Raw genomic sequence first — 20,538 nt, forward strand, 5'->3', positions numbered from 1 at the left:
TGGATATTACATTTTTCTTGGGCAAAAAAAAAGGACAAGATTATAAAAATCCGTCCTTTCTGCTTTCGATATGATATATTTTCTGCTGTGTCATTTTTGCCATTCAAATACTCTGTGAATATCTGAAGTACAAAAGTAGTAAATGTTTTTCGATTGCAAAAAATAATTACGTTTAAAATAGTTATATTTGCTTTCGAAATATTGATTACTCCTTTGACAATGAATGATACCTTCAAAACCATAAAAGAACTATCAAAAGCCATTTTTACGGAACAAAAAAGTAAATTCATTTCCTACGCCATCCCTATTCAATCGGTCGACGATGTGAAAAGTGAACTAGAAAAGTATAAAAAAGAATATTACGATTCGCGCCATATCTGCTGGGCTTATGTGCTGGGTGCTGATCGTTCAGAGTTCAGGTCGAATGACGATGGCGAACCTTCGGGCACAGCAGGCAAACCGATTCTGGGACAAATAAATTCGAACGAACTTACAGACATACTTGTTCTTGTTGTAAGATATTTCGGGGGCATAAAGCTAGGAACCAGCGGACTGATCACATCGTACAGAAGTGCTGCCGCCGAAGCCATAGAAGGTGCTGAGATTGTAACAAAAACGGTGGATTGCTCCATATCATTTTCATTCGAATACCCTTTCATGAACGATGTGATGAAGATTGTAAAAGACATGGAGGCAACAATACTGAACCAATCGTACGACATGGATTGTTACATGACATTACAGATTAGGCAAGCTCAATTCGATTTGTTGAAAAACAGGCTGTCGAAAGTCGAAAGTCTCAATTTTCCCGAAATATAACTCGACAAAAATATATATATTTGCCCCCGAAAACTAGACAAAAGTATAAATTTTACATAACTATTTATTAACTATTTACACTTCAATTAATTATGAAAAGCATTGGTTCTTTTTTGTTTATTATTGGTATTTTAGCAATCGTATTAGACTTTGTTGACCGTGTGCCGTCTGTATTAGTTTGGATATATACATGGGGCGATGGTATAGCATGGATAATAAAAATAGCGATTACGGTTGTTGGCGCAATTTTATTCCTTATCGGAAGCCGATTGGGCACAAATAAACAATAATAGAAAACAAAATAAACATAAGTATCCCGAATTGCTTTAAGTAATTTGGGATATTTTGTTTCCGCTACTACATAAATGAGTTATCTTTGTTTCTGAAATTTTACGTGATAAGAAGAAATGAACACATTTGGTAATATATTCAGGCTAACATCTTTCGGCGAATCGCACGGTGTGGCCATCGGCGGGGTGATTGACGGTTGTCCATCGGGCATAGAAATAGACATGGACTTTATTCAGAACGAACTGAATCGTCGTCGTCCCGGACAATCGAAAATTACAACTCCACGAAAAGAAGCCGACGAGGTAGAATTTCTTTCGGGCATTTTCGAGGGAAAAACTACAGGTACACCAATCGGATTTATAGTTCGCAATGCAAACCAACATTCTTCCGACTACGACAACATGAAAGACTTGTATCGCCCGTCGCATGCCGATTACACTTATCAGAAAAAATACGGTATTCGTGACCATCGTGGAGGCGGACGATCTTCGGCGCGAGAAACCATTGCCCGTTGTGTTGGTGGAGCCATTGCCAAGCTGGCATTGAAACAGTTGAATATCTCTATCACCGCCTACACATCGCAGGTAGGGCACGTGAAACTGGAAAAACAATATACAGCGTACGACCTGAGCCTGATTGAAGAAACTCCCGTAAGATGTCCCGATCTTGATAAGGCACAGGAAATGATAGACCTGATAGGTGAAGTGAAAATGAAAGGAGACACCATCGGCGGAGTTATCACTTGTGTCATAAAAGGTGCTCCCGTGGGATTGGGCGAGCCTGTTTTCGGCAAACTGCATGCGGCTTTGGGCACTGCCATTCTGGGTATTAATGCCGTGAAGGGATTTGAATATGGCGACGGATTTGATGTTGACCACCGAGGCTCGGAAGTGAACGATGTTTTTGTCAACGAAAATGGAAAAATTGTTACCACTACAAACCATTCGGGTGGTATTCAGGGTGGTATTTCAAACGGTCAGGATATATACTTCCGTGCAGCCTTCAAACCGGTGGCTACAATCTTGATGCAACAAAATACAGTGAATAAAAATGGTGAAAATACCGGACTCACCGCTAAAGGCCGGCACGACCCATGCGTATTGCCCCGTGCAGTTCCTATCGTGGAGGCAATGGCAGCTATGACAATTCTCGACTATTATTTACTGAATAAAGCGAATCAGTAGTTGAAAATATTGGTTTATTTTTCACATATTTTTGAAAATGAAAATGTAGGGGCAGGCCTCTGGTCTGCCCGAAAGTAGGGGGCGTAAAATCTTATGCCCTCGTGTCAATAATATCGAGGGTGTCAAAAGTAAGATTGCACTATCAAAGTGTTACTGATTTTTGTCATTGAGTCGCCTTCGCTCCTCGAACGTTGTTTCTGAGTGCAACGAAGAATCTGTACTTTCTAAAAACAGATCCTTCACTTTGTTCAGGATGACAAAAAGACATTGAAATTTACTTTTGACACACACCCTACTGGAAAGATATTGTACAAAATAAACTAACTCTTTTGTTATAACATATCTACATTTTCAAATAAAAATCCTTTACCAATCCGGTAAATTCGTCAGTATAAATATGCCTGTCTTTTTCTATTATAAGATCATTTTCAGAAACAATATTCTCGGTCGGTTTTCTTCTCAATTCCATCAAAACCCGTTTCGGGGACACCCCTGCTTTAGGCAATACATTCGTGATACGGGAAGCCTTCAGGTGGTATCTATCCGCAATTTCTAACAACAATGCTTTTTCTGAATATGGATAAATAAATGAAAATCTGCCCGCATCCGATAAAATAGATTCTACTATTGGTATAAAATCCTCCATCGGCAACGAATCGGTGTGGCGAGCCAATGTACGTTGATGTTTCGGCGATTTCAGGGAGGATGAAAAGAAAGGAGGATTGGATACAATCAGGTCATATTTTTTATCACAAACCTTTGCCCAATCCTGCAACGAAGCGTGATAGCAATTGATATGGCTGAAAGGCGAATTTGTCACATTTTCAATAGCCTGATCCACTGCATCTTTATCTATATCTATGGCATCAACGACAAGGTTGTGATATCGTTGGGCAAGCATTAATGCCACAAGACCCGAACCCACACCCACATCAAGCGCAGATTGGCAACTGTCGGCGTCGGTCCACGCGCCAAGCAGAACCCCATCCGTTCCTACTTTCATCGCGCACTTTTCATGACAAACGGTAAACTGCTTAAATCGAAAATACGTATTTGGCATAGAATTTGTTATTTACAATGTTTCAAAAATAATGCAATTATTTAATTTTACAGCATAGAATATAAACACTCGAAACGAAAATAGAATATGTCAAAAAACAAAAAATACGATTTTCTGAATATCGACGAAACTTCCGACCCTGTAATATCCTTTGTTTCAGGCGATATCAATGAATCGGAAATTCATGTAGACCCCAAAGACCTACAAGACGACCTTCCTATTTTGGCGCTTCGCAACACTGTGATATTTCCGGGTACGAGCCAACCTATTGCCGTTGCCCGCACAAAATCGTTGAGACTGATACGAAGCCTGAATAAGAAAAAAGGACGTTATGTCGGTCTGATATGCCAAAAAGACGCTGAAACGGAAGATCCTGCTTTGGAAGATCTTCACTCGGTTGGAGTGATCGGCGAAATTTTGCGCGTGATAGAATTTCCCGGAGAAGAATCGATAACCGTTATTTTTCAAGGGAAAGATCGTTTCGATGTGAAAGAAGCAACACAGGTGAAACCTTATTTGAGGGCAAGATTCTCGATAAGGGATACTATTCCCGCACCTATCAACGACAAAGAATATAACCTGTTGCTTGAGTCTATATTCGACCTCTCGATGCAGATATTGAGAATGTATGGCGAACCACCGAAAGAACTTGTGCAAAGGCTGAATTCCATAGTCAAGTCTCCTCTTTTGGTAAACTTCTGCTGTACAAACCTACCTGTTTCGGGCGCAGAAAAACAAGAGTTGTTGAACATCGACAACGAAAGAGACAGAGCATACAGATTGGTGATGATTCTCAATCGTGAGGTTCAAATGATGGAAATGAAGATGAACATCCAGATGAAAACCCGCGAAGAACTGAACCAACAACAAAAAGAATATTTCCTTCAACAACAAATAAAAACGATTCAGGACGAACTTGGAGGGAATCCACAGCAAGCAGATATTGATGCTTTCCGTATCAGGGCTCATCAAAAAAAATGGAGCGAAAATATTGCCGAAACCGTTGAAAAGGAAATCAGTAAACTTGAACGGCTTCACCCTCAATCGCCCGATTATTCGACACAGTTTTCGTATATACAAACCGTGCTAGACTTGCCTTGGAACGAGTGTACGAGAGATAACTTCAATTTGAAAAATGCTCAAAGAACACTAGACAGGGATCACTTCGGTTTGGAAAAAGTGAAGGAACGTATAATAGAGCACCTGGCGGTTTTGAAACTGAAAGGTGACCTCAAATCGCCCATTATATGTCTCTACGGACCTCCGGGGGTGGGAAAAACATCTCTCGGTAAATCAATTGCCGAAGCCTTGAACAGAAAATACGTGCGTGTTTCGTTCGGCGGATTGCACGACGAATCTGAAATCAGAGGACATCGCCGCACATACATAGGCGCAATGCCGGGACGAATAATACAGAACATACAGAAAGCCGGATCTTCAAATCCTGTGTTCGTGTTGGACGAAATAGATAAGATTGGCAACGATTTCCGTGGCGATCCGTCTTCGGCGCTTCTTGAAGTGTTAGATCCGGAGCAAAACTTTGCCTTTCACGACAATTACCTGAACATTGATTACGATTTGTCGAAAGTGCTGTTCATTGCAACCGCCAACAATATTTCGACCATATCGCAACCCTTGCTCGACCGTATGGAGCTGATTGATGTGAATGGATATATCATTGAAGAAAAAATAGAAATTGCCCGTCGCCACCTGATTCCTAAACAATTGGAAAACCACGGCTTGAAAGCGGATGCCATAGATATACCCAAAAAGACTATCGAAAAAATAATTGAAGACTATACCCGCGAATCGGGAGTCAGGGCGTTGGATAAGAAGTTGGCTCAACTGATGAGAAAGGTTGCTCTGAAAGTTGCAACAAAAGCAGAATACTCAAAAACACTGGAGGTTTCCGATCTGCAAGATTATCTGGGCGCACCCATCTTCACCAAAGACGCATATCAGGGCAATGAATATGCCGGAGTTGTGACAGGATTGGCATGGACTGCCGTCGGCGGAGAAATATTGTTTATAGAAACATCGCTAAGTAAGGGTAAGGGCGGAAAACTAACCTTAACCGGAAAATTGGGGGATGTGATGAAAGAATCTGCCATGTTGGCTATGGAATATATCCGTTCTCATAACGAATATATCGGGATACCTTACGAAGTGTTGGAAAACTGGAACGTACATATCCATGTGCCGGAAGGAGCCATACCAAAAGACGGACCTTCGGCCGGAATCACAATGGTTACCTCGCTTGCATCGGCTTTCACTCAACGAAAAGTTCGTGCCAATCTGGCTATGACCGGAGAAATGACTTTGAGAGGAAAAGTATTGCCGGTGGGTGGGATACGTGAAAAGATATTGGCTGCCAAACGCGCCGGAATCAAGGAAATTATATTGAGCAAAGACAATAAGAAAGACATTGACGAAATCAAGGAATTATACCTGAAAGGATTGAAGTTTCACTTCGTCTCCGACATAAAAGAAGTTCTTGACATTGCACTGCTCAAAGAAAAAGTGAAAGACCCTCTTGATTTAAGTATAGAAGATACCAAAAACTAAAAACGAGCAATACCCGTTGTTAATGAGGCGCATAATCATGTGCCTCATTATTTTTTTATAAAACTAAATCATTTATTCCACCCAATTGGTCAAAATGTGCGAATCTTTTTATTTCGATATCCCTAATTTTGTTACAGAGAAAATATTTACAGAAGTCATCTAGACTTTTTAAATTATACTTAATTTTTGAGTTTTTGTCATGTTGAACGTAGTGAAACATCTAAAAAACAGATCCTTCGATACTCTCAGGATGACAAAATTGAATAAAACGAAAAAGTCTAGACGGTTTCACATTTAATCAAATACCATAATATATGAGAAAAATTTTACTTAGCTGCTTTATCTTAGCAGTCTCTCTCTTAACAACAAACAACACAACAGCATCTACCCCCGATTTTTCTATGATCGGTTTTGCCACCCTTAACGGAGGCACAACCGGAGGAGAAGGCGGTCAAACAGTAAAAGTCAGCACCTTTGCCGACCTGAAAAAATATGCGGAAGACCCAAGCACTCCTTACGTCATTCAAGTAGAGGGCGAAATAAACACAGGCATCAAAGCCTATATCGACAACGACGGAAAGATTGCTTCTTCAGGAACAGAAACCACATACGGAGAAGTGATAAAACTAGGTTCAAACAAAACGCTGATCGGTATTGGAGCCAATGCCACATTAAGCCGCATAGGCATCAACGTGCAATGCAAAAGCAATATTATTATTCGCAATTTAAAAATAACCCTGCAAAATGTGCCGATCAGTAAATCGGACGAAAACAAGATTGTCGGGTTCAGAAACGGAGCCGAGGTTTTGCTTGGCGACCCTGATTGTATCGGTATTCAGGCCGATGACGACAACCTCCCTTCATCGAGCAGATATTGCAGGAATATATGGATAGATCATTGTGAGTTTTACAACTACAACCCCGAAGATGACTATGCGAACAAAGACCGTTATGATGGACTGATCGACATAAAGAATGACGTACAGTATGTTACCATATCGTGGTGTTATTTCCACGACCACTCAAAAGCATGCCTATTCGGAAAAGGAGGATCAGACCAGTATAACCGTACAACAACATTGCATCACAACTTCTTCGAGAACATTAAAGGTTCGCGCCTGCCTTTACTTCGTTTCGGACAACATCACTACTTTAACAATTATCAGTATGGATGTGAAGATGGTTTGCAAGTTCGTGTAAACAGTCACGCTTATGTCGAAGCATGTTATTTTGAAAATTGTAAGAAGCCTGTTTTCGGAAAATCGTCTGAATCTGGCAAAGCGACACTGATAGACAATATTTTTAATGGATGCAAAAGGCTTCCTGATGGATATACCAATATTGATGGAAGTTCTCCCGAACTTTTAAGTAGCAGCGAATCATTTACAAAAACCGATTTTGTTCCGTCCAACCATTATAACTATTCTTCCGTATTAGACAAAGCTGAAGATATTCCTGCCATTCTGAAAGCGTATGCAGGGGTTGGTAAAATAAAAGAAGATAGCGGAATTGACGATAACGAGCTTTCGTCCATCAACGCATCCGCATATACATCTAATAAACAGATTGTTGTGTCAGGTGCTTCCGGATGCAAGGTAAACATTTATACAATGAATGGCATTTTGATGCGGTCGAAGATTGTTGACAATTCCTTGGAATATTTCGATGTTACAGGCAATGGTTGTTATATTGTACAAATTACGTCGAACGACCAATCAAAAAGCATAAAAGTTACCCTGTAACTTATTCATACCCAAAAGAAAAGCGTATTCTAAATTTATAGAATACGCTTTTTTTAATTATTTATGATCAGACTTTTTTTTTAATAGGCCCATTTCAAATAAATTGAACCCCAGGTGAAACCGGCACCAAAAGCCGCAAGTATTATATTGTCGCCTTTTTTCAGTTTGTCTTCCCATTCCCATAAACACAAAGGAATGGTTCCCGCACTGGTATTTCCGTATTTATGAATGTTCACCATCACCTTGTCCGATGACAAACCCATTCTATTGGCTGCAGCGTCAATAATACGTAAATTTGCCTGATGTGGAACAAACCACGCAACATCATCTTTCGACAAGTGATTACGCTCCATTATCTCTGCCGATACATCTGCCATCTTCGACACAGCGTGTTTAAACACAACTTGTCCTTCCTGATAAACATAATGCATCTGTTTTTCAATCGTTTCAACTGAAGCCGGATGAGCAGAACCTCCTCCACGCATGTGCAGATGATTTATACCAATGCCATCGACATGCAGTATGCTATCCATTACACCCACATTTTCTTCCGTAGGCTCCAACATAACAGCCCCTACCCCATCGCCAAAAAGCGGACAGGTAGTTCTGTCTGTATAATTAGTTATGGCAGTCATTTTGTCTCCGCCAACGACTATTACTTTTTTATATTTTCCTGATCTTACGAAGTTAGATCCGGTTTCAAGGGCAAAAATAAAACCGGCACAAGCTGCTTGAACGTCAAAGCCAAAAGCATTTTTTATGCCACATGCTTCGCAAGTCATTGCTGCTGCCGATGGAAATATAAAATCCGGAGTTGATGTAGCAAAAATCAGTATTTCTACTTCTTCCGGTTTTGTATTTGTTTTTTGAAGAAGCTGCTTTACGGCCTCTGCAGCCATAACCGAAACTCCTTTTGCCTCACCCTTAAGAACCCGTCTTTCTTTAATACCTACACGTGAAGTTATCCATTCGTCACTTGTGTCGACAATCTTAGCTATGTCTTCATTCGTAATCACGTCTTCCGGTACATAACCTCCAACACCTGTTATTGCGGCTTGAATCATTGTAGTTTGTATCTTAATTAAAAAAACGCCCTAAAATTTTGTTTTAGGGCTTTTACTTGCTTATGGGCATTAAATAGCAACCTCTTTCTCGATAGCTATTTTACCTCTGTAGTAGCCACATTCGCCACACACAGTGTGAAATACGTGCCATGCTCCGCAGTTAGGGCATACTGCCAATGTTGGTGCTACCGCTTTATCATGAGTTCTTCTTTTTGCTGATCTAGACTTCGATTGTCTTCGTTTAGGATGTGCCATTTTTTTATAATTTTATTTTTAATTTCGTTTTATAATCGTTTTTATCTAATTTATTCTTCTGTATTCAAATTCTTCAAAGCGTCCCAACGTGGGTCTACGTCTCCGGACGAATCATCTTCGTAGTCAACGTCTACATCCGAATCTTCATCTCCGCTTTCATCATCGGGGCTCGAGGCTTTATGCTTGTTCAACTTAGACGACATCATCCGGTTACATTTTCCGGGAGGATGCACTTTCTTTACGGGCAGACTTAAAGCCACAAATTCGTAAAGAAACCAAGCTATATTTATTTCGCCTTCATCTTCGGGAATAACAACTATTTCGTCACTTTCTTCGGAATATTCTTTCCCAAATTTCACGAATAGCCTGTTCTGAACCGCAACTTCGTAAGACAAATCGTCTAAACATCTGTCGCACGGCACTATGACTTCTCCCGAAAGGTCGAAGCTCATTTCAAAGGTGGAACCTACCCTCTTCACTGTAAGTTTAACAGGAACATCACCTCTTTTTATATCAGACTCTCCATCGCTAATATCAGAAAAATACTTTTTATCTAATAAAAAATCAAACGAATGGATTCCTTCCGATAAGCCTTTTAATGGTATATTATAAACAGTAAATTTTCCCACAACCGATTATCCTTAAAAGAATGGACGCAAAGATAAGAACTTTTTTCAGTTTTTCCACATTTTCTCGAATCTTTATAACAAGAATCAATATGCAAAGTAATAAAATCAATCTGTAAAGAGCAAAAATTATGTCTTATACTAACTTCGTGAGGCAAGAAAATTGCTATAACTCAAAATCTATTAACTTAAAAAAACAAATTTACTATGTCTTACCGTTTTGTACTGAATGAAACATCCTATCACGGCGCGGGGTCGAGAAATGAAATTGCTGCAGAGGTGAAACGTCGGAATTACAAAAAAGCCTTACTTGTTACAGACAAAGATCTTGTAAAGTTCAAAGTAGCTGCCGAAATTGAAAAAGTATTGAATAACGCTTCCATTCCATACGAAATTTATGATGAAATAAAAGCAAATCCGACTATCAAAAATGTTCAACAAGGGGTTGACGCTTATAAAAAATCGGGAGCCGATTTTATCATTGCCTTGGGTGGCGGATCGGCTATCGACACGGCCAAAGGTATTGGTATTGTGGCTAATAACCCGGAACATTATGATGTAAAATCGCTTGAAGGAACGCCCGATACAAAAAATAGGTCTGTACCCGTTATTGCTCTGCCTACAACCGCAGGAACTGCCGCCGAGGTTACTATCAATTATGTGATAACCGATGAAACGGAAAAGCGGAAAATGGTTTGTGTCGACCCTAATGATATACCAACCGTAGCTATCGTTGACCCGGAATTAATGTACTCAATGCCTAAAAGCCTGACTGCTGCAACCGGAATGGATGCCCTTACGCACGCCATCGAATCGTATATCACTCCGGGGGCATGGGAAATGTCTGACATGTTGGAATATAAAGCTATCGAACTGATTAGCAAGCATCTTAAGAATGCGGTGGATAATCCCACCAGCAAAGAAGCACGGGAAGGAATGGCTTTGGCACAGTACATAGCTGGAATGGGATTTTCCAATGTAGGTTTGGGTATCGCTCATTCAATGGCGCATCCGCTTAGTGCCCTGTACGACACGCCTCACGGAGTGGCATGTGCTTTGTTGCTGCCTTATGTGATGGAATACAATGCAAATTCTCAGGCAGCTCCTAAATATCTGAATATAGCTAAAGCTATGGGTGTGAAAAACACTGAAAATATGACACAAGAAGAAGGCGTGAGAGCTGCAATCGACGCAGTGAGAGAGCTTTCGGCAAGTGTCAACATCCCTCAAAAATTGAACGAAATAGGTGTAAAAAGAGAAGATATACAATCCATCTTGGCTCTTGCCGCTTTCAACGATGTATGCACAGGAGGTAATCCAAGGCCAACATCGGTTGAAGATATTGCAGAAATATACAATACAGCATATTGATACTCACTTAGGAAATTGAAAAATTTCCTTATTTTTGTCTGTTTAACAAACATTTAAATTGACAAAATCATGAGGAAATTTTTTTTATTCGCAACAATGCTAAGTCTTGTTGCCTCTTGCACCAAAGCACCCCAAGGAGACAGTCAGGATCGAGGAGAAAAGGCTGCAAACTCTGAACAACCCAAAGATCTTTACAATGGATTTGCTAAAGACACGGTGAGTAATATCTCAGACAATCTATTCTTAATCAACGACAAATGGATGTTAGTCACCGGCGGAAACGAATCTTCGTTCAATACCATGACTGCAAGTTGGGGCGGATTCGGAACCATTTGGCAAAAACCTATTGCATTCATGACAATCAGGGATTCTCGCTATACTTTCGAGTTTTTGCAGCGCGAACCGGTCTATACAATCTCGTTTTACGAAGAGGGTTATAAAGACAAATTGCAGACACTAGGCAGTAAGTCAGGCCGAGACAGCGATAAAATCAAGGAAGTGGGACTCACCCCCTTGAAGATGCCATCGGGTGCTATGGCTTTCGAAGAAGCATATATGATAATTGAATGTAAGAAACTCTTGTCTCAACCTATCGACCCCAAAAACATAACCGACAAAACCGTTGCTGATCAATGGTATAGTAAAGAACCGGGGGTTCACAACTTATATTTCGGAGAAATTGTAGGTGTCTGGAAAAAGGATAAATAATAATAAAAGTCAAACGAGACAAATTACGTCTCAATATAAAAACAGCAAAGGCTGTCCACAATGGACAGCCTTTCTCTGTATTATCTAAATGAACGAGGAATTAGTCAGCAAAAACGATTGCTACACGGTTCCATTCATTGATTTCGTATGGTTGCTCTGAAGCACCTTTCCATTCTACTGCTACACGGTCTTCGCTGATACCATATTTGTTGATAAGAGCGTTAGCCACTGCTTTAGCACGTTTTTCAGAAAGTACCATGTTTCTTGATGCAGAACCAGTTTTCTTATCTGCATAACCAACAACCTTAACTTTAGCGTCAGAGTTAGCTTTCATGTATTCAGCAGTATTGTAAACGTTGATTTCTTGGTTTTTGTCAATAACTGCGCTACCCATACGGAAGAATACAACATTAGGATTGAATTCGCCAACAGTAACAACTTCTTTTTCTACACATGGAGGACAAGTTTTAACTTCAGGACAACGAGTTGGACGTTTTTTCAAATCGTCAATTTCACGTTGTTGGCTGTTGATAGTTCTGTTCAAATCGTCGATCAAACCTTGATCCCAAAGTGTTGCAGGAGCCCACTCAGTTTTACCTAAGTTAACTGTAAAACCTGCTGTTCCTTGAGCAAGACCTTCCCAGTTCCAGTCACCACCTTCGTTACCATCAAATTGATCGTCAACAATTGATCCACCGATAGTCAAGAAGAATGAGAATCTGTTAGACAGTCTGAATGTGTTCATAAGACCTGCACTGAAGAAAATTGAGTTATTATCCCATTTTTTCCACTCATTTTTAAATCCATGACCTACACCGATACCAGCATAAGGAATGAAATTATAGAAACGACCTGGTTTGTAACCACAGAAGAAGTTAGTCAAGTTAACCATCGCGTCAACGTGACCAGCCAAATATTCTTGGTGTCCCATAGTAACATCCTTTTTGTCTGGATATCCATCATAGAATGGGTGCAAACCTCCACCTTCAACTGTTAAACGGGCTCCGAATACTGGAGAGAACCATTTACCAACGAAGAATTCGCCTCCTAGAGATGGCGTACTCAATAAATCGGCATTTTTAAATGCTCCATTTACATAAACATTTCCTTTAGCACCTGCTCCGATAAACCAATTTGACCAAAAACCGTTTTGTACAAATGCGGTCTTCCCACTAGGTGCATCCTGAGCTGACATCGAAAAGATTGCCAAACTCAAAAATAAAAGTAAACCTACTTTCTTCATAATCACTTTTTAATTAATATAGTTAAACACTTATAATTCTAGTTTAATTATCAATATACCATTCATAAAGTTTCTTCAGTCCGGTCTGTACTTCAACCGAGTGTTTCCATCCCAGCGAGTTCAACTTTGTGACATCCGTTAACTTTCTCATTGTTCCATCGGGTTTATTTGTATTAAAAACAATCGAACCTTCATAGTCTACAATTTTTTTTATCAATGTTGAAACATCTTTAATCGATATTTCTTCGCCCGTGCCAATGTTTATGTGAGTATTCCGGATTTCTTTACTTTTTATAACACTTGTTAAATCCGAAAAGTTCACCGACTCCATTATAAAAACAGTTGCATCAGCCATATCCTCACTCCAAAGAAACTCCCGCATAGGCTTTCCGGTTCCCCACAATTCTATCTGGGCATACCCGTCATCGGCTTTACGTATTCCGTACTTATCCAAAATTGAGATAATAGAATCTTTCTCACTGTTTCCTGTTATGCCTTCAACCGGACGACGGTCCAAATCTTTGCGAATCGCTATCCAATCATCATTGTGAAGACATTTGCCCAAATGTGTTTTGCGAATCATTGCCGGCAAAACATGTGATTTCTCTAAATCAAAATTGTCATTGGGCCCGTATAAATTAGTTGGCATTACGGCCAAAAAATTTGTTCCATATTGAATATTATAACTTTCACACATTTTTATGCCTGCAATTTTTGCTATTGCATACGGCTCGTTCGTATATTCCAATGGTGACGTCAACAATTCGTTTTCTTTCATTGGCTGTGGCGCATGCTTTGGATATATGCATGTACTGCCCAAAAATACTAATTTTTTCACATTATTCAGATACGAATGATGAATGACATTATTTTGTATCATCAAATTTTCATAAATGAAATCTGCTCTATATGTATTATTCGCTATAATTCCTCCAACTTTAGCCGCTGCTAAAATAACATAATCAGGTCTTTCTGTTCTAAAAAATTCTGCAACTGCTTCTTGATCAGTCAAATCCAGTTGTTCATGTGTACGTAATACAAAATTTGTGTATCCCCTGTTTTTCAGGTTTTTCAATATCGCCGAACCGACTAATCCTCGATGTCCGGCCAAATATATTTTAGCATTTTTGTCAATCATACCTAAAAATTACTCAAAGTAATTATTGATACGATAGCCGCCATCTCTTAAAAATGTTTCTTTTTTCATTAATGTGAGATCGCTTGTTATCATATCTACACATAAAGAATCTAAGTCATACTCGGGATTCCACCCCAACTTAGTCCTCGCTTTTGTATTATCTCCTATAAGCAAATCTACTTCCGTAGGCCTAAAATATGCTGGATCAACTTTTACAACTGTCATACCAACTCTATCCTTGAATCCGGCTAAATATTCTAATCCAACCTTTTGGGCAAACAACGTTTCGTCTACCGAAGCTATAAATCCTTCTTCCGACTCGTCCTCACCTCTAAATTCGACCGTAACTCCCAATTTTGCAAACGTCATCTTTATAAAATCACGGATAGAGGTTGTTACGCCCGTTGAAATGACATAATCGTCAGGTGTATCTTGTTGCAATATTAAATACATTGCTTTTATATAGTCCTTCGCATGCCCCCAGTCTCTTTTGCTGGACAGGTTCCCCATGAAAACCTCTTTTTGAAGTCCCAGAACTATTCTTGCAACTGCTCTTGTCACTTTCCGTGTAACAAAGGTTTCGCCTCTTAATGGTGATTCGTGATTGAATAGAATACCATTACTTGCATGCATACCATAGGCTTCCCTGTAATTCACGGTGATCCAATATGCATACATTTTTGCTACTGCATACGGACTACGTGGATAGAACGGTGTTGTCTCCTTTTGAGGTACTTCCTGAACCAATCCGTATAGCTCCGAAGTCGAAGCCTGATATATACGGGTTTTATCTGTCAGTCCTAGTAATCTGACTGCTTCGAGAACACGGAGAGTTCCAATTCCGTCGGCATTTGCCGTATATTCGGGGGTATCAAAACTTACTTTCACATGGCTCATCGCCGCCAGATTGTATATTTCATCGGGTTTCACGTCTCCAATAATACGAGTCAAATTCATACTATCGGTCATATCCCCGTAATGTAATATCAAATTTCTGTTTTCGAGATGCGGATCTTGGTATAAATGGTCTATTCTCTCAGTATTAAACAAAGATGATCTTCGTTTAATGCCATGCACCACATATCCTTTTTTTATCAAAAATTCGGCCAAGTATGCGCCATCCTGACCTGTGATTCCTGTTATAAGAGCAATTTTTGCCATTAATGATTTATTATTTTAATCTCTTTGCTTTAAATATACCACGTACATTTGGCCTTCAAAGCCTCGCATCTAAGTGGCAAAGGTAAAAATAAAACTTTTGTTCACAAAAAAAAGTGTAAAAAAGATGTTACCTATAAACATTTTTAAAAAAATAATTAATTTAAATGCCCCTAAAATCAGATATTTACACATAAAAGCGCAAAAATTATCTGCATTTCATTAAATTTTGCGACATCAGACCTATATTAAAACTCAGATTTACTATATTTGTTCACAATTGTACTGTTAAACTGTTTAAAATGATGTATATAATTGGTATTGCCGGTGGTTCGGGCTCAGGAAAAACAACTTTGGTTGAAAGTATATTGTCTCGAATACCTCAGAATGAAATTGCCATTCTTCCGCAAGATGCTTACTACAAAGATAACAGCCATATGCCTATGGAAGATCGGTTGATGGTGAATTACGATCATCCCGACTCCATCGAGTGGGAATTGCTGCTTAAGGATATTAACGGACTGAAAAAGGGTGAAACGATTGAACGCCCTACCTATTCGTACCTGTCGTGTTCCAGATTGCCCGAAACTATACCTATCTCTCCTAAAAAGATTTTGCTCGTAGAAGGTATACTTCTGTATACTTGTCTTCCGTTGTGCAAAGAGTTGGACATGAAGATATTTCTGGAAGTTCCGGCCGACAGGCGACTCACTCGGATTATAGAGCGGGATATGAAATCGAGGGGGCGTACTGCATTGGAAGTTATAGAACGGTACTACAAAACCGTGCGCCCCATGCATGAAGAATTTATAGAACCATCGAGGCAACAGGCTGATATGTTGGTTATGGGAGGTGGACTTAACGGAAATGCTGCAGAATTTATCGCCGCCGCCATTTGTCAGAAAATCAATATTAATTGCAAGTAAGGTAGGCAAATGAAAATAAGGATATGACTTTATATATAAAAAACATGGTGTGCCCTCGCTGCATTATGGCGGTGAGAAATATTTTGGTCAACCGTGGGGTGGAGATAGTGCATATACAATTGGGGAAGGTTGTTATAAACAGAGATTTGAGCAAATCGGAATTGGATTCTATTGCAGAAGACCTCAGAAGTATAGGTTTCGAGCTGTTAGACGATGAGCAAAAAAGATTGATAGAGCAGATCAAAGTGATTATTATCGAGCAGATTCAACAATCGGAAAACAATCATGTTGTTTTTTCTGAACTGTTGACAGACAGGCTTCATCGCGACTATTCATATTTGAGCAAGTTGTTTTCTTCTACCGAAGGTATAACCATTGAGCAATATACTATTTTGCAGAAAGTGGAAAAGGTAAAAGAACTGTTGAGCTATGACCAGTTGAACCTGAGTGAAATTGCTTTCAGGATGGGATATAGCAGCGTAGCACACTTATCTTCCCAGTTCAAGAAAGTAACGGGACTGACCCCGTCGCAGTTTAAAACCCAGAGTTCTGATTTGAGAAAGCCACTTGACGATATTTTGTAAATCTTATCCTTAATTATATAATAGCACTGACCATTGTCGGTGCTATTTTTGTTGTATATAATTCATACGATCAATGTGAATCGGTGATGGAAAAGTGTTTATTCATTTTATACATATTTTTGAAAATGTAGGGGCAGGCCTCTGGTCTGCCCGAAAGTAGGGGCGTAAAATCTTACGCCCGAAGGAAAGAATATATGTGGGCGAATGTTTATTCGCCCCTACAATCTATATAAGAAAGGAGTATTTATGGCAACATCAAACAATATGGTAAAGAAGACATATCCTGTAACGGGCATGTCTTGCGCAGGTTGTGCCGCCAATGTACAAAAGGCATTGCGCAATCAGAAGAGTGTGGCGAAAGCCGATGTGAACTTTGCAAATAAAACTGTGAATATTGAGTTTAATGCTTCCGAGGTTTCACCTCCTCGCTTGAGGGATATAGTACGTTCGGCAGGTTATGATATGATCATTGACGAAGGGGACAACATCTCCCATAGGTTAGACGAAAAAGAACAGGAAGACTATCTCCGATTGAGGAAGAAGACCATAATCTCATCCACTCTTTCTGTCTTGATAGTTATATTGGCAATGACGCCATTGATGCATCACGCATGGGCACGGTATGCAATGTGGATTCTGGCTACCCCGGTGCTATTCTATTGCGGACAGCAGTTTTTTGTTGGAGCATATAAGCAGGCTCGGCATAGGTCTATGAATATGGATACACTGGTTGCCCTGAGCACGGGAGTTGCCTATCTGTTCAGCTTATTCAATTTGTTCTTTCCGCAATTCTGGATGGACAGAGGTTTTTCGGCCGAACTCTATTTCGAGGCTTCGGCGGTTATCATTACCTTTATTCTTATTGGTAAACTGTTGGAAGAACGGGCAAAGCAGAAAACATCTTCGTCTATCAAAAAACTTATTGGACTGCAACCCAAGACAGCCACTATCATTAAGAGTTTTCTGGCTATTGAGGTGCCTATCGAAAAGATAGCCCTCAATGATATTGTGATGGTGAAACCCGGCGAGAAGATAGCTGTGGATGGCTCTATCACAGAGGGTGAGTCTTATGTAGACGAGAGCATGATTACGGGCGAACCCATTCCCGTTGACAAGAAAGCGGGCGACAGGGTATTTGCCGGAACCTTAAACCAGAAAGGCAGTTTCAGGTTTAGGGCAGAGAAGGTGGGTAGCGAAACCCTTCTTTCGCAGATCATACGAATGGTTGGAGAGGCACAGGGCAGTAAAGCTCCTATTCAGAAACTGGTGGATAAGATTGCGGCAATCTTTGTTCCTGTGGTGATTGCAGTGGCGGTAACAACTGCCTTGTTGTGGATTGTTCTAGGTGGTGACAACGGCTTGGTGCATGCGTTTCTGGCTTTTGTTACGGTGCTGATTATAGCATGTCCCTGTGCCTTGGGGTTGGCTACCCCTACGGCTATCATGGTAGGGATAGGGCGAGGCGCCGAAATAGGTGTCCTGATAAAGGATGCCCGAAGCCTTGAGCTACTGAAGCGGGTGGATACGGTGGTTCTGGACAAGACGGGAACTATAACAGAGGGCAAGCCTCAGGTTGTGGACATGGCATGGATAGAGCCACAGACCAAGCAGCTCACCAACTTGCTCTACACCATAGAGAAATCGTCTAATCACCCATTGGCAGAGGCTATATGCAGCAATCTGGGAGATGCCGACCTGATTGCAGGAGGCAAAATTAACAACTTGGTAGGACAGGGTGTTAAAATGGTAATAAATGGTAATGTCTACACAGTTGGTAATGTTAAATTATTTAGCGATATATCTGTAAATGAACATATTAAATCGTTAATTGACCAATGGGAGCATGCCGCAAAAACGGTAGTTTTGTTCGGTGAAGATGATAAAGTGCTTTGTGTCATTGCTTTAGAAGACCGAATGAAAGTGAGTTCGCAAGAGGCAATCACTCAATTAAAAAATAACGGCATCGAAGTGCATTTGCTAACCGGAGACAACGAGGAAACTGCCAGGCAAATAGCACAACAGGCGGGAATCGGCAGTTTTAAAGCCAAAACGTTACCCGAAGATAAGTTAGAGTATATCAAGAAATTGCAAAGCCAAGGAAAGGTGGTGGCAATGGCCGGAGATGGCATCAACGATAGTGCAGCATTGGCTCAGGCTGATGTGAGTATGGCAATGGGAAGCGGTAGCGACATTGCTATGGAAGTGGCCGATCTGACCATTGTTTCGGGTGATTTAAGTAAGATAAACGCAGCGATAAAATTGTCGAAAGCTACGGTTTCCACAATCAACCGTAATCTGTTTTTTGCGTTCATCTACAACATATTAGCCATCCCGATTGCAGCAGGTGCTTTGTATCCGCTGACAGGTTTTCTGTTGAACCCCATGATTGCCGGTCTGGCTATGGCTCTGAGCAGTGTGAGCGTGGTTACCAATAGTTTGAGGTTGAGAAATAAAAAGCTGTAATCAATTAACTGTTAGCATTTTTGTTCTCTGAGATTTCTAACCCCGAAGTTATATTCTCCGGATTTTAAATCCGGATAGCAGCCAATCATGGGATTGCAAATCCCATGTAGCGACAAATGATTGAGAATCAACGCTCCCCTTTAGGGGTTGGGAGGGTGTTTCCTAAAATTGGGAACTTTTGGGGCACTTCCGTCCAATCTTAGTATCAATCTAGCCGATAGCCGAATTGTCGAAGAAGATTGTCACGGCTGCGCCAGTCTTTTTCCACTTTCACATACATTGTCAGGAATATCTTTTTTTCGAAAAACTTCTCGATATCTTTGCGAGCCATGGCTCCTACTTTTTTCAAGGCTAAACCTTTGTGCCCTATTATAATGCCTTTTTGTGTATCACGCTCCACAACAATCAGTGCCCGAATATTGATTATATCTTTCTCTTCCTTAAACTCTTCAACCACAACTTCCACTGCATAAGGAACTTCCTTCTGATAATAGAGAAGTATTTTTTCTCGTATTGTTTCCGTTACGAAAAAACGGGCAGGACGGTCAGTTAATGCGTCTTTTTCGAAATAAGGAGGAGATTCGGGTATCAGTTCCAGAATACGCTTCTTCACCAAGTCGACATTAAATTTATTCAGTGCAGAAATGGGGTATATTTCAGCTTTTGGCAACAATTTCTGCCACTCAATCACCAAATCTTCCAGTTCTTTCTGATTGGTTTGGTCAATCTTATTTATCAATAATAAAACAGGAGCTTCGGTATTTTGCACCTTATGCAGAAACTCTTCGTTCTTAGACGTTTTTTCTATCACATCCGTAACATATAGCAGTACGTCGGCGTCGCTTAAGGCCGATTCGGAAAAATTGAGCATCGACTCCTGCAATTTATAATTCGGTCTTAAAACCCCTGGCGTGTCAGAATACACGATTTGATAATCGGGCGTATTGACAATACCCAATATACGATGCCGGGTAGTTTGCGCCTTAGAGGTTATGATAGATATTTTTTCCCCTACCAACGTATTCATTAATGTAGACTTGCCCACATTAGGGTTTCCTACAATATTTACGAATCCTGATTTATGCATTAAATGATATTTGAAAATTATGTGATGGCAAAGATACAATCAAATACGATTCATGTGAAGATAAAACCTGAATAATTAATTCTGAACAAGATATAAAATCATTAGCATTTGCCGTGAATAGTATTATATATAACCCGTAGTGCATTTAAGACTTTGATGTTAACTCATTTATTATAAGACCCATATTGGTTTTGTCATTTTGAACGAAGTGAAAAATCTATGTATTTTCAATCCAGATCCTTCGTTTTACTCAG

General features: G+C 40.2%; 18 protein-coding genes. 10 read left to right on the top strand and 8 right to left on the bottom strand.

Annotated features, from left to right (window positions below):
- Window positions 1-219 precede the first annotated feature (219 nt).
- The 3 genes from D0T56_RS06335 (at window position 220) to aroC (ending at window position 2,294) form a co-directional block, all read left to right on the top strand.
- Entirely contained in the window at window positions 220-819 is a 600-nt protein-coding gene (locus tag D0T56_RS06335; protein WP_163319418.1) for a YigZ family protein, read from the top strand.
- 92 nt (window positions 820-911) lie between these two features.
- A complete protein-coding gene (locus tag D0T56_RS06340) occupies window positions 912-1,109 on the top strand; it encodes a hypothetical protein (protein WP_163319297.1) in 198 nt (65 codons plus the stop codon).
- Window positions 1,110-1,226: 117 nt separating this feature from the next.
- A complete protein-coding gene (aroC, locus tag D0T56_RS06345) occupies window positions 1,227-2,294 on the top strand; it encodes a chorismate synthase (protein WP_163319298.1) in 1,068 nt (355 codons plus the stop codon).
- A gap of 343 nt (window positions 2,295-2,637) precedes the next feature.
- Here the strand turns inward: aroC and D0T56_RS06350 are convergent, their stop codons facing one another.
- Window positions 2,638-3,354: a tRNA1(Val) (adenine(37)-N6)-methyltransferase gene (locus D0T56_RS06350; RefSeq protein WP_163319299.1), complete on the bottom strand. Its 717-nt coding sequence runs from the start codon at window positions 3,352-3,354 to the stop codon at window positions 2,638-2,640.
- Window positions 3,355-3,441: 87 nt separating this feature from the next.
- Between D0T56_RS06350 and lon the strand changes: the two genes are divergently transcribed.
- Window positions 3,442-5,919, top strand: coding sequence for an endopeptidase La (gene lon / locus D0T56_RS06355; RefSeq protein WP_163319300.1), 2,478 nt, complete (start codon window positions 3,442-3,444; stop codon window positions 5,917-5,919).
- A 314-nt stretch (window positions 5,920-6,233) separates the two neighbouring features.
- Window positions 6,234-7,661 (top strand): hypothetical protein, encoded by a 1,428-nt coding sequence (locus tag D0T56_RS06360; RefSeq protein ID WP_163319301.1) that lies wholly within the window; start codon window positions 6,234-6,236, stop codon window positions 7,659-7,661.
- An 80-nt stretch (window positions 7,662-7,741) separates the two neighbouring features.
- Here the strand turns inward: D0T56_RS06360 and D0T56_RS06365 are convergent, their stop codons facing one another.
- The 3 genes from D0T56_RS06365 to D0T56_RS06375 form a co-directional block, all read right to left on the bottom strand.
- On the bottom strand, window positions 7,742-8,725 hold the full coding sequence (locus D0T56_RS06365; RefSeq protein ID WP_163319302.1) for a beta-ketoacyl-ACP synthase III: 984 nt from the start codon (window positions 8,723-8,725) through the stop codon (window positions 7,742-7,744).
- 69 nt (window positions 8,726-8,794) lie between these two features.
- Window positions 8,795-8,980 (bottom strand): 50S ribosomal protein L32, encoded by a 186-nt coding sequence (gene rpmF / locus D0T56_RS06370; RefSeq protein WP_163319303.1) that lies wholly within the window; start codon window positions 8,978-8,980, stop codon window positions 8,795-8,797.
- 50 nt (window positions 8,981-9,030) lie between these two features.
- Window positions 9,031-9,609: a DUF177 domain-containing protein gene (locus D0T56_RS06375; protein WP_163319304.1), complete on the bottom strand. Its 579-nt coding sequence runs from the start codon at window positions 9,607-9,609 to the stop codon at window positions 9,031-9,033.
- A 204-nt stretch (window positions 9,610-9,813) separates the two neighbouring features.
- Between D0T56_RS06375 and fucO the strand changes: the two genes are divergently transcribed.
- Window positions 9,814-10,977: a lactaldehyde reductase gene (fucO, locus tag D0T56_RS06380; RefSeq protein WP_163319305.1), complete on the top strand. Its 1,164-nt coding sequence runs from the start codon at window positions 9,814-9,816 to the stop codon at window positions 10,975-10,977.
- Between the two features lie 69 nt (window positions 10,978-11,046).
- Window positions 11,047-11,685, top strand: coding sequence for a flavin reductase family protein (locus tag D0T56_RS06385; RefSeq protein ID WP_163319306.1), 639 nt, complete (start codon window positions 11,047-11,049; stop codon window positions 11,683-11,685).
- 100 nt (window positions 11,686-11,785) lie between these two features.
- On the opposite strand, the gene D0T56_RS06390 is transcribed toward D0T56_RS06385, so the two are convergent.
- Genes D0T56_RS06390 through gmd form a run of 3 tightly spaced genes read right to left on the bottom strand, consistent with a single transcriptional unit; the run spans window position 11,786 to window position 15,227 of the window.
- The gene (locus tag D0T56_RS06390; protein WP_163319307.1) at window positions 11,786-12,928 is read right to left on the bottom strand and encodes an OmpA family protein; all 1,143 of its coding nucleotides are present in this window, start codon (window positions 12,926-12,928) and stop codon (window positions 11,786-11,788) included.
- A gap of 43 nt (window positions 12,929-12,971) precedes the next feature.
- On the bottom strand, window positions 12,972-14,063 hold the full coding sequence (locus D0T56_RS06395) for a GDP-L-fucose synthase (protein WP_163319419.1): 1,092 nt from the start codon (window positions 14,061-14,063) through the stop codon (window positions 12,972-12,974).
- 12 nt (window positions 14,064-14,075) lie between these two features.
- Window positions 14,076-15,227 (bottom strand): GDP-mannose 4,6-dehydratase, encoded by a 1,152-nt coding sequence (gene gmd / locus D0T56_RS06400; RefSeq protein ID WP_163319308.1) that lies wholly within the window; start codon window positions 15,225-15,227, stop codon window positions 14,076-14,078.
- Between the two features lie 299 nt (window positions 15,228-15,526).
- Between gmd and udk the strand changes: the two genes are divergently transcribed.
- The 3 genes from udk (at window position 15,527) to D0T56_RS06415 (ending at window position 19,197) form a co-directional block, all read left to right on the top strand.
- Window positions 15,527-16,150, top strand: coding sequence for a uridine kinase (gene udk / locus D0T56_RS06405; RefSeq protein WP_370458791.1), 624 nt, complete (start codon window positions 15,527-15,529; stop codon window positions 16,148-16,150).
- 23 nt (window positions 16,151-16,173) lie between these two features.
- Window positions 16,174-16,734: an AraC family transcriptional regulator gene (locus D0T56_RS06410; protein ID WP_163319309.1), complete on the top strand. Its 561-nt coding sequence runs from the start codon at window positions 16,174-16,176 to the stop codon at window positions 16,732-16,734.
- 246 nt (window positions 16,735-16,980) lie between these two features.
- Window positions 16,981-19,197, top strand: a complete 2,217-nt coding sequence (locus D0T56_RS06415; RefSeq protein ID WP_163319310.1) for a cation-translocating P-type ATPase — start codon at window positions 16,981-16,983, stop codon at window positions 19,195-19,197.
- A gap of 205 nt (window positions 19,198-19,402) precedes the next feature.
- Here the strand turns inward: D0T56_RS06415 and era are convergent, their stop codons facing one another.
- Window positions 19,403-20,284, bottom strand: coding sequence for a GTPase Era (gene era / locus D0T56_RS06420; protein ID WP_163319311.1), 882 nt, complete (start codon window positions 20,282-20,284; stop codon window positions 19,403-19,405).
- Between the last annotated feature and the right edge of the window lie 254 nt (window positions 20,285-20,538).

Source organism: Dysgonomonas sp. 520, assembly GCF_010501095.1.
Lineage (GTDB): Bacteria > Bacteroidota > Bacteroidia > Bacteroidales > Dysgonomonadaceae > QVMP01.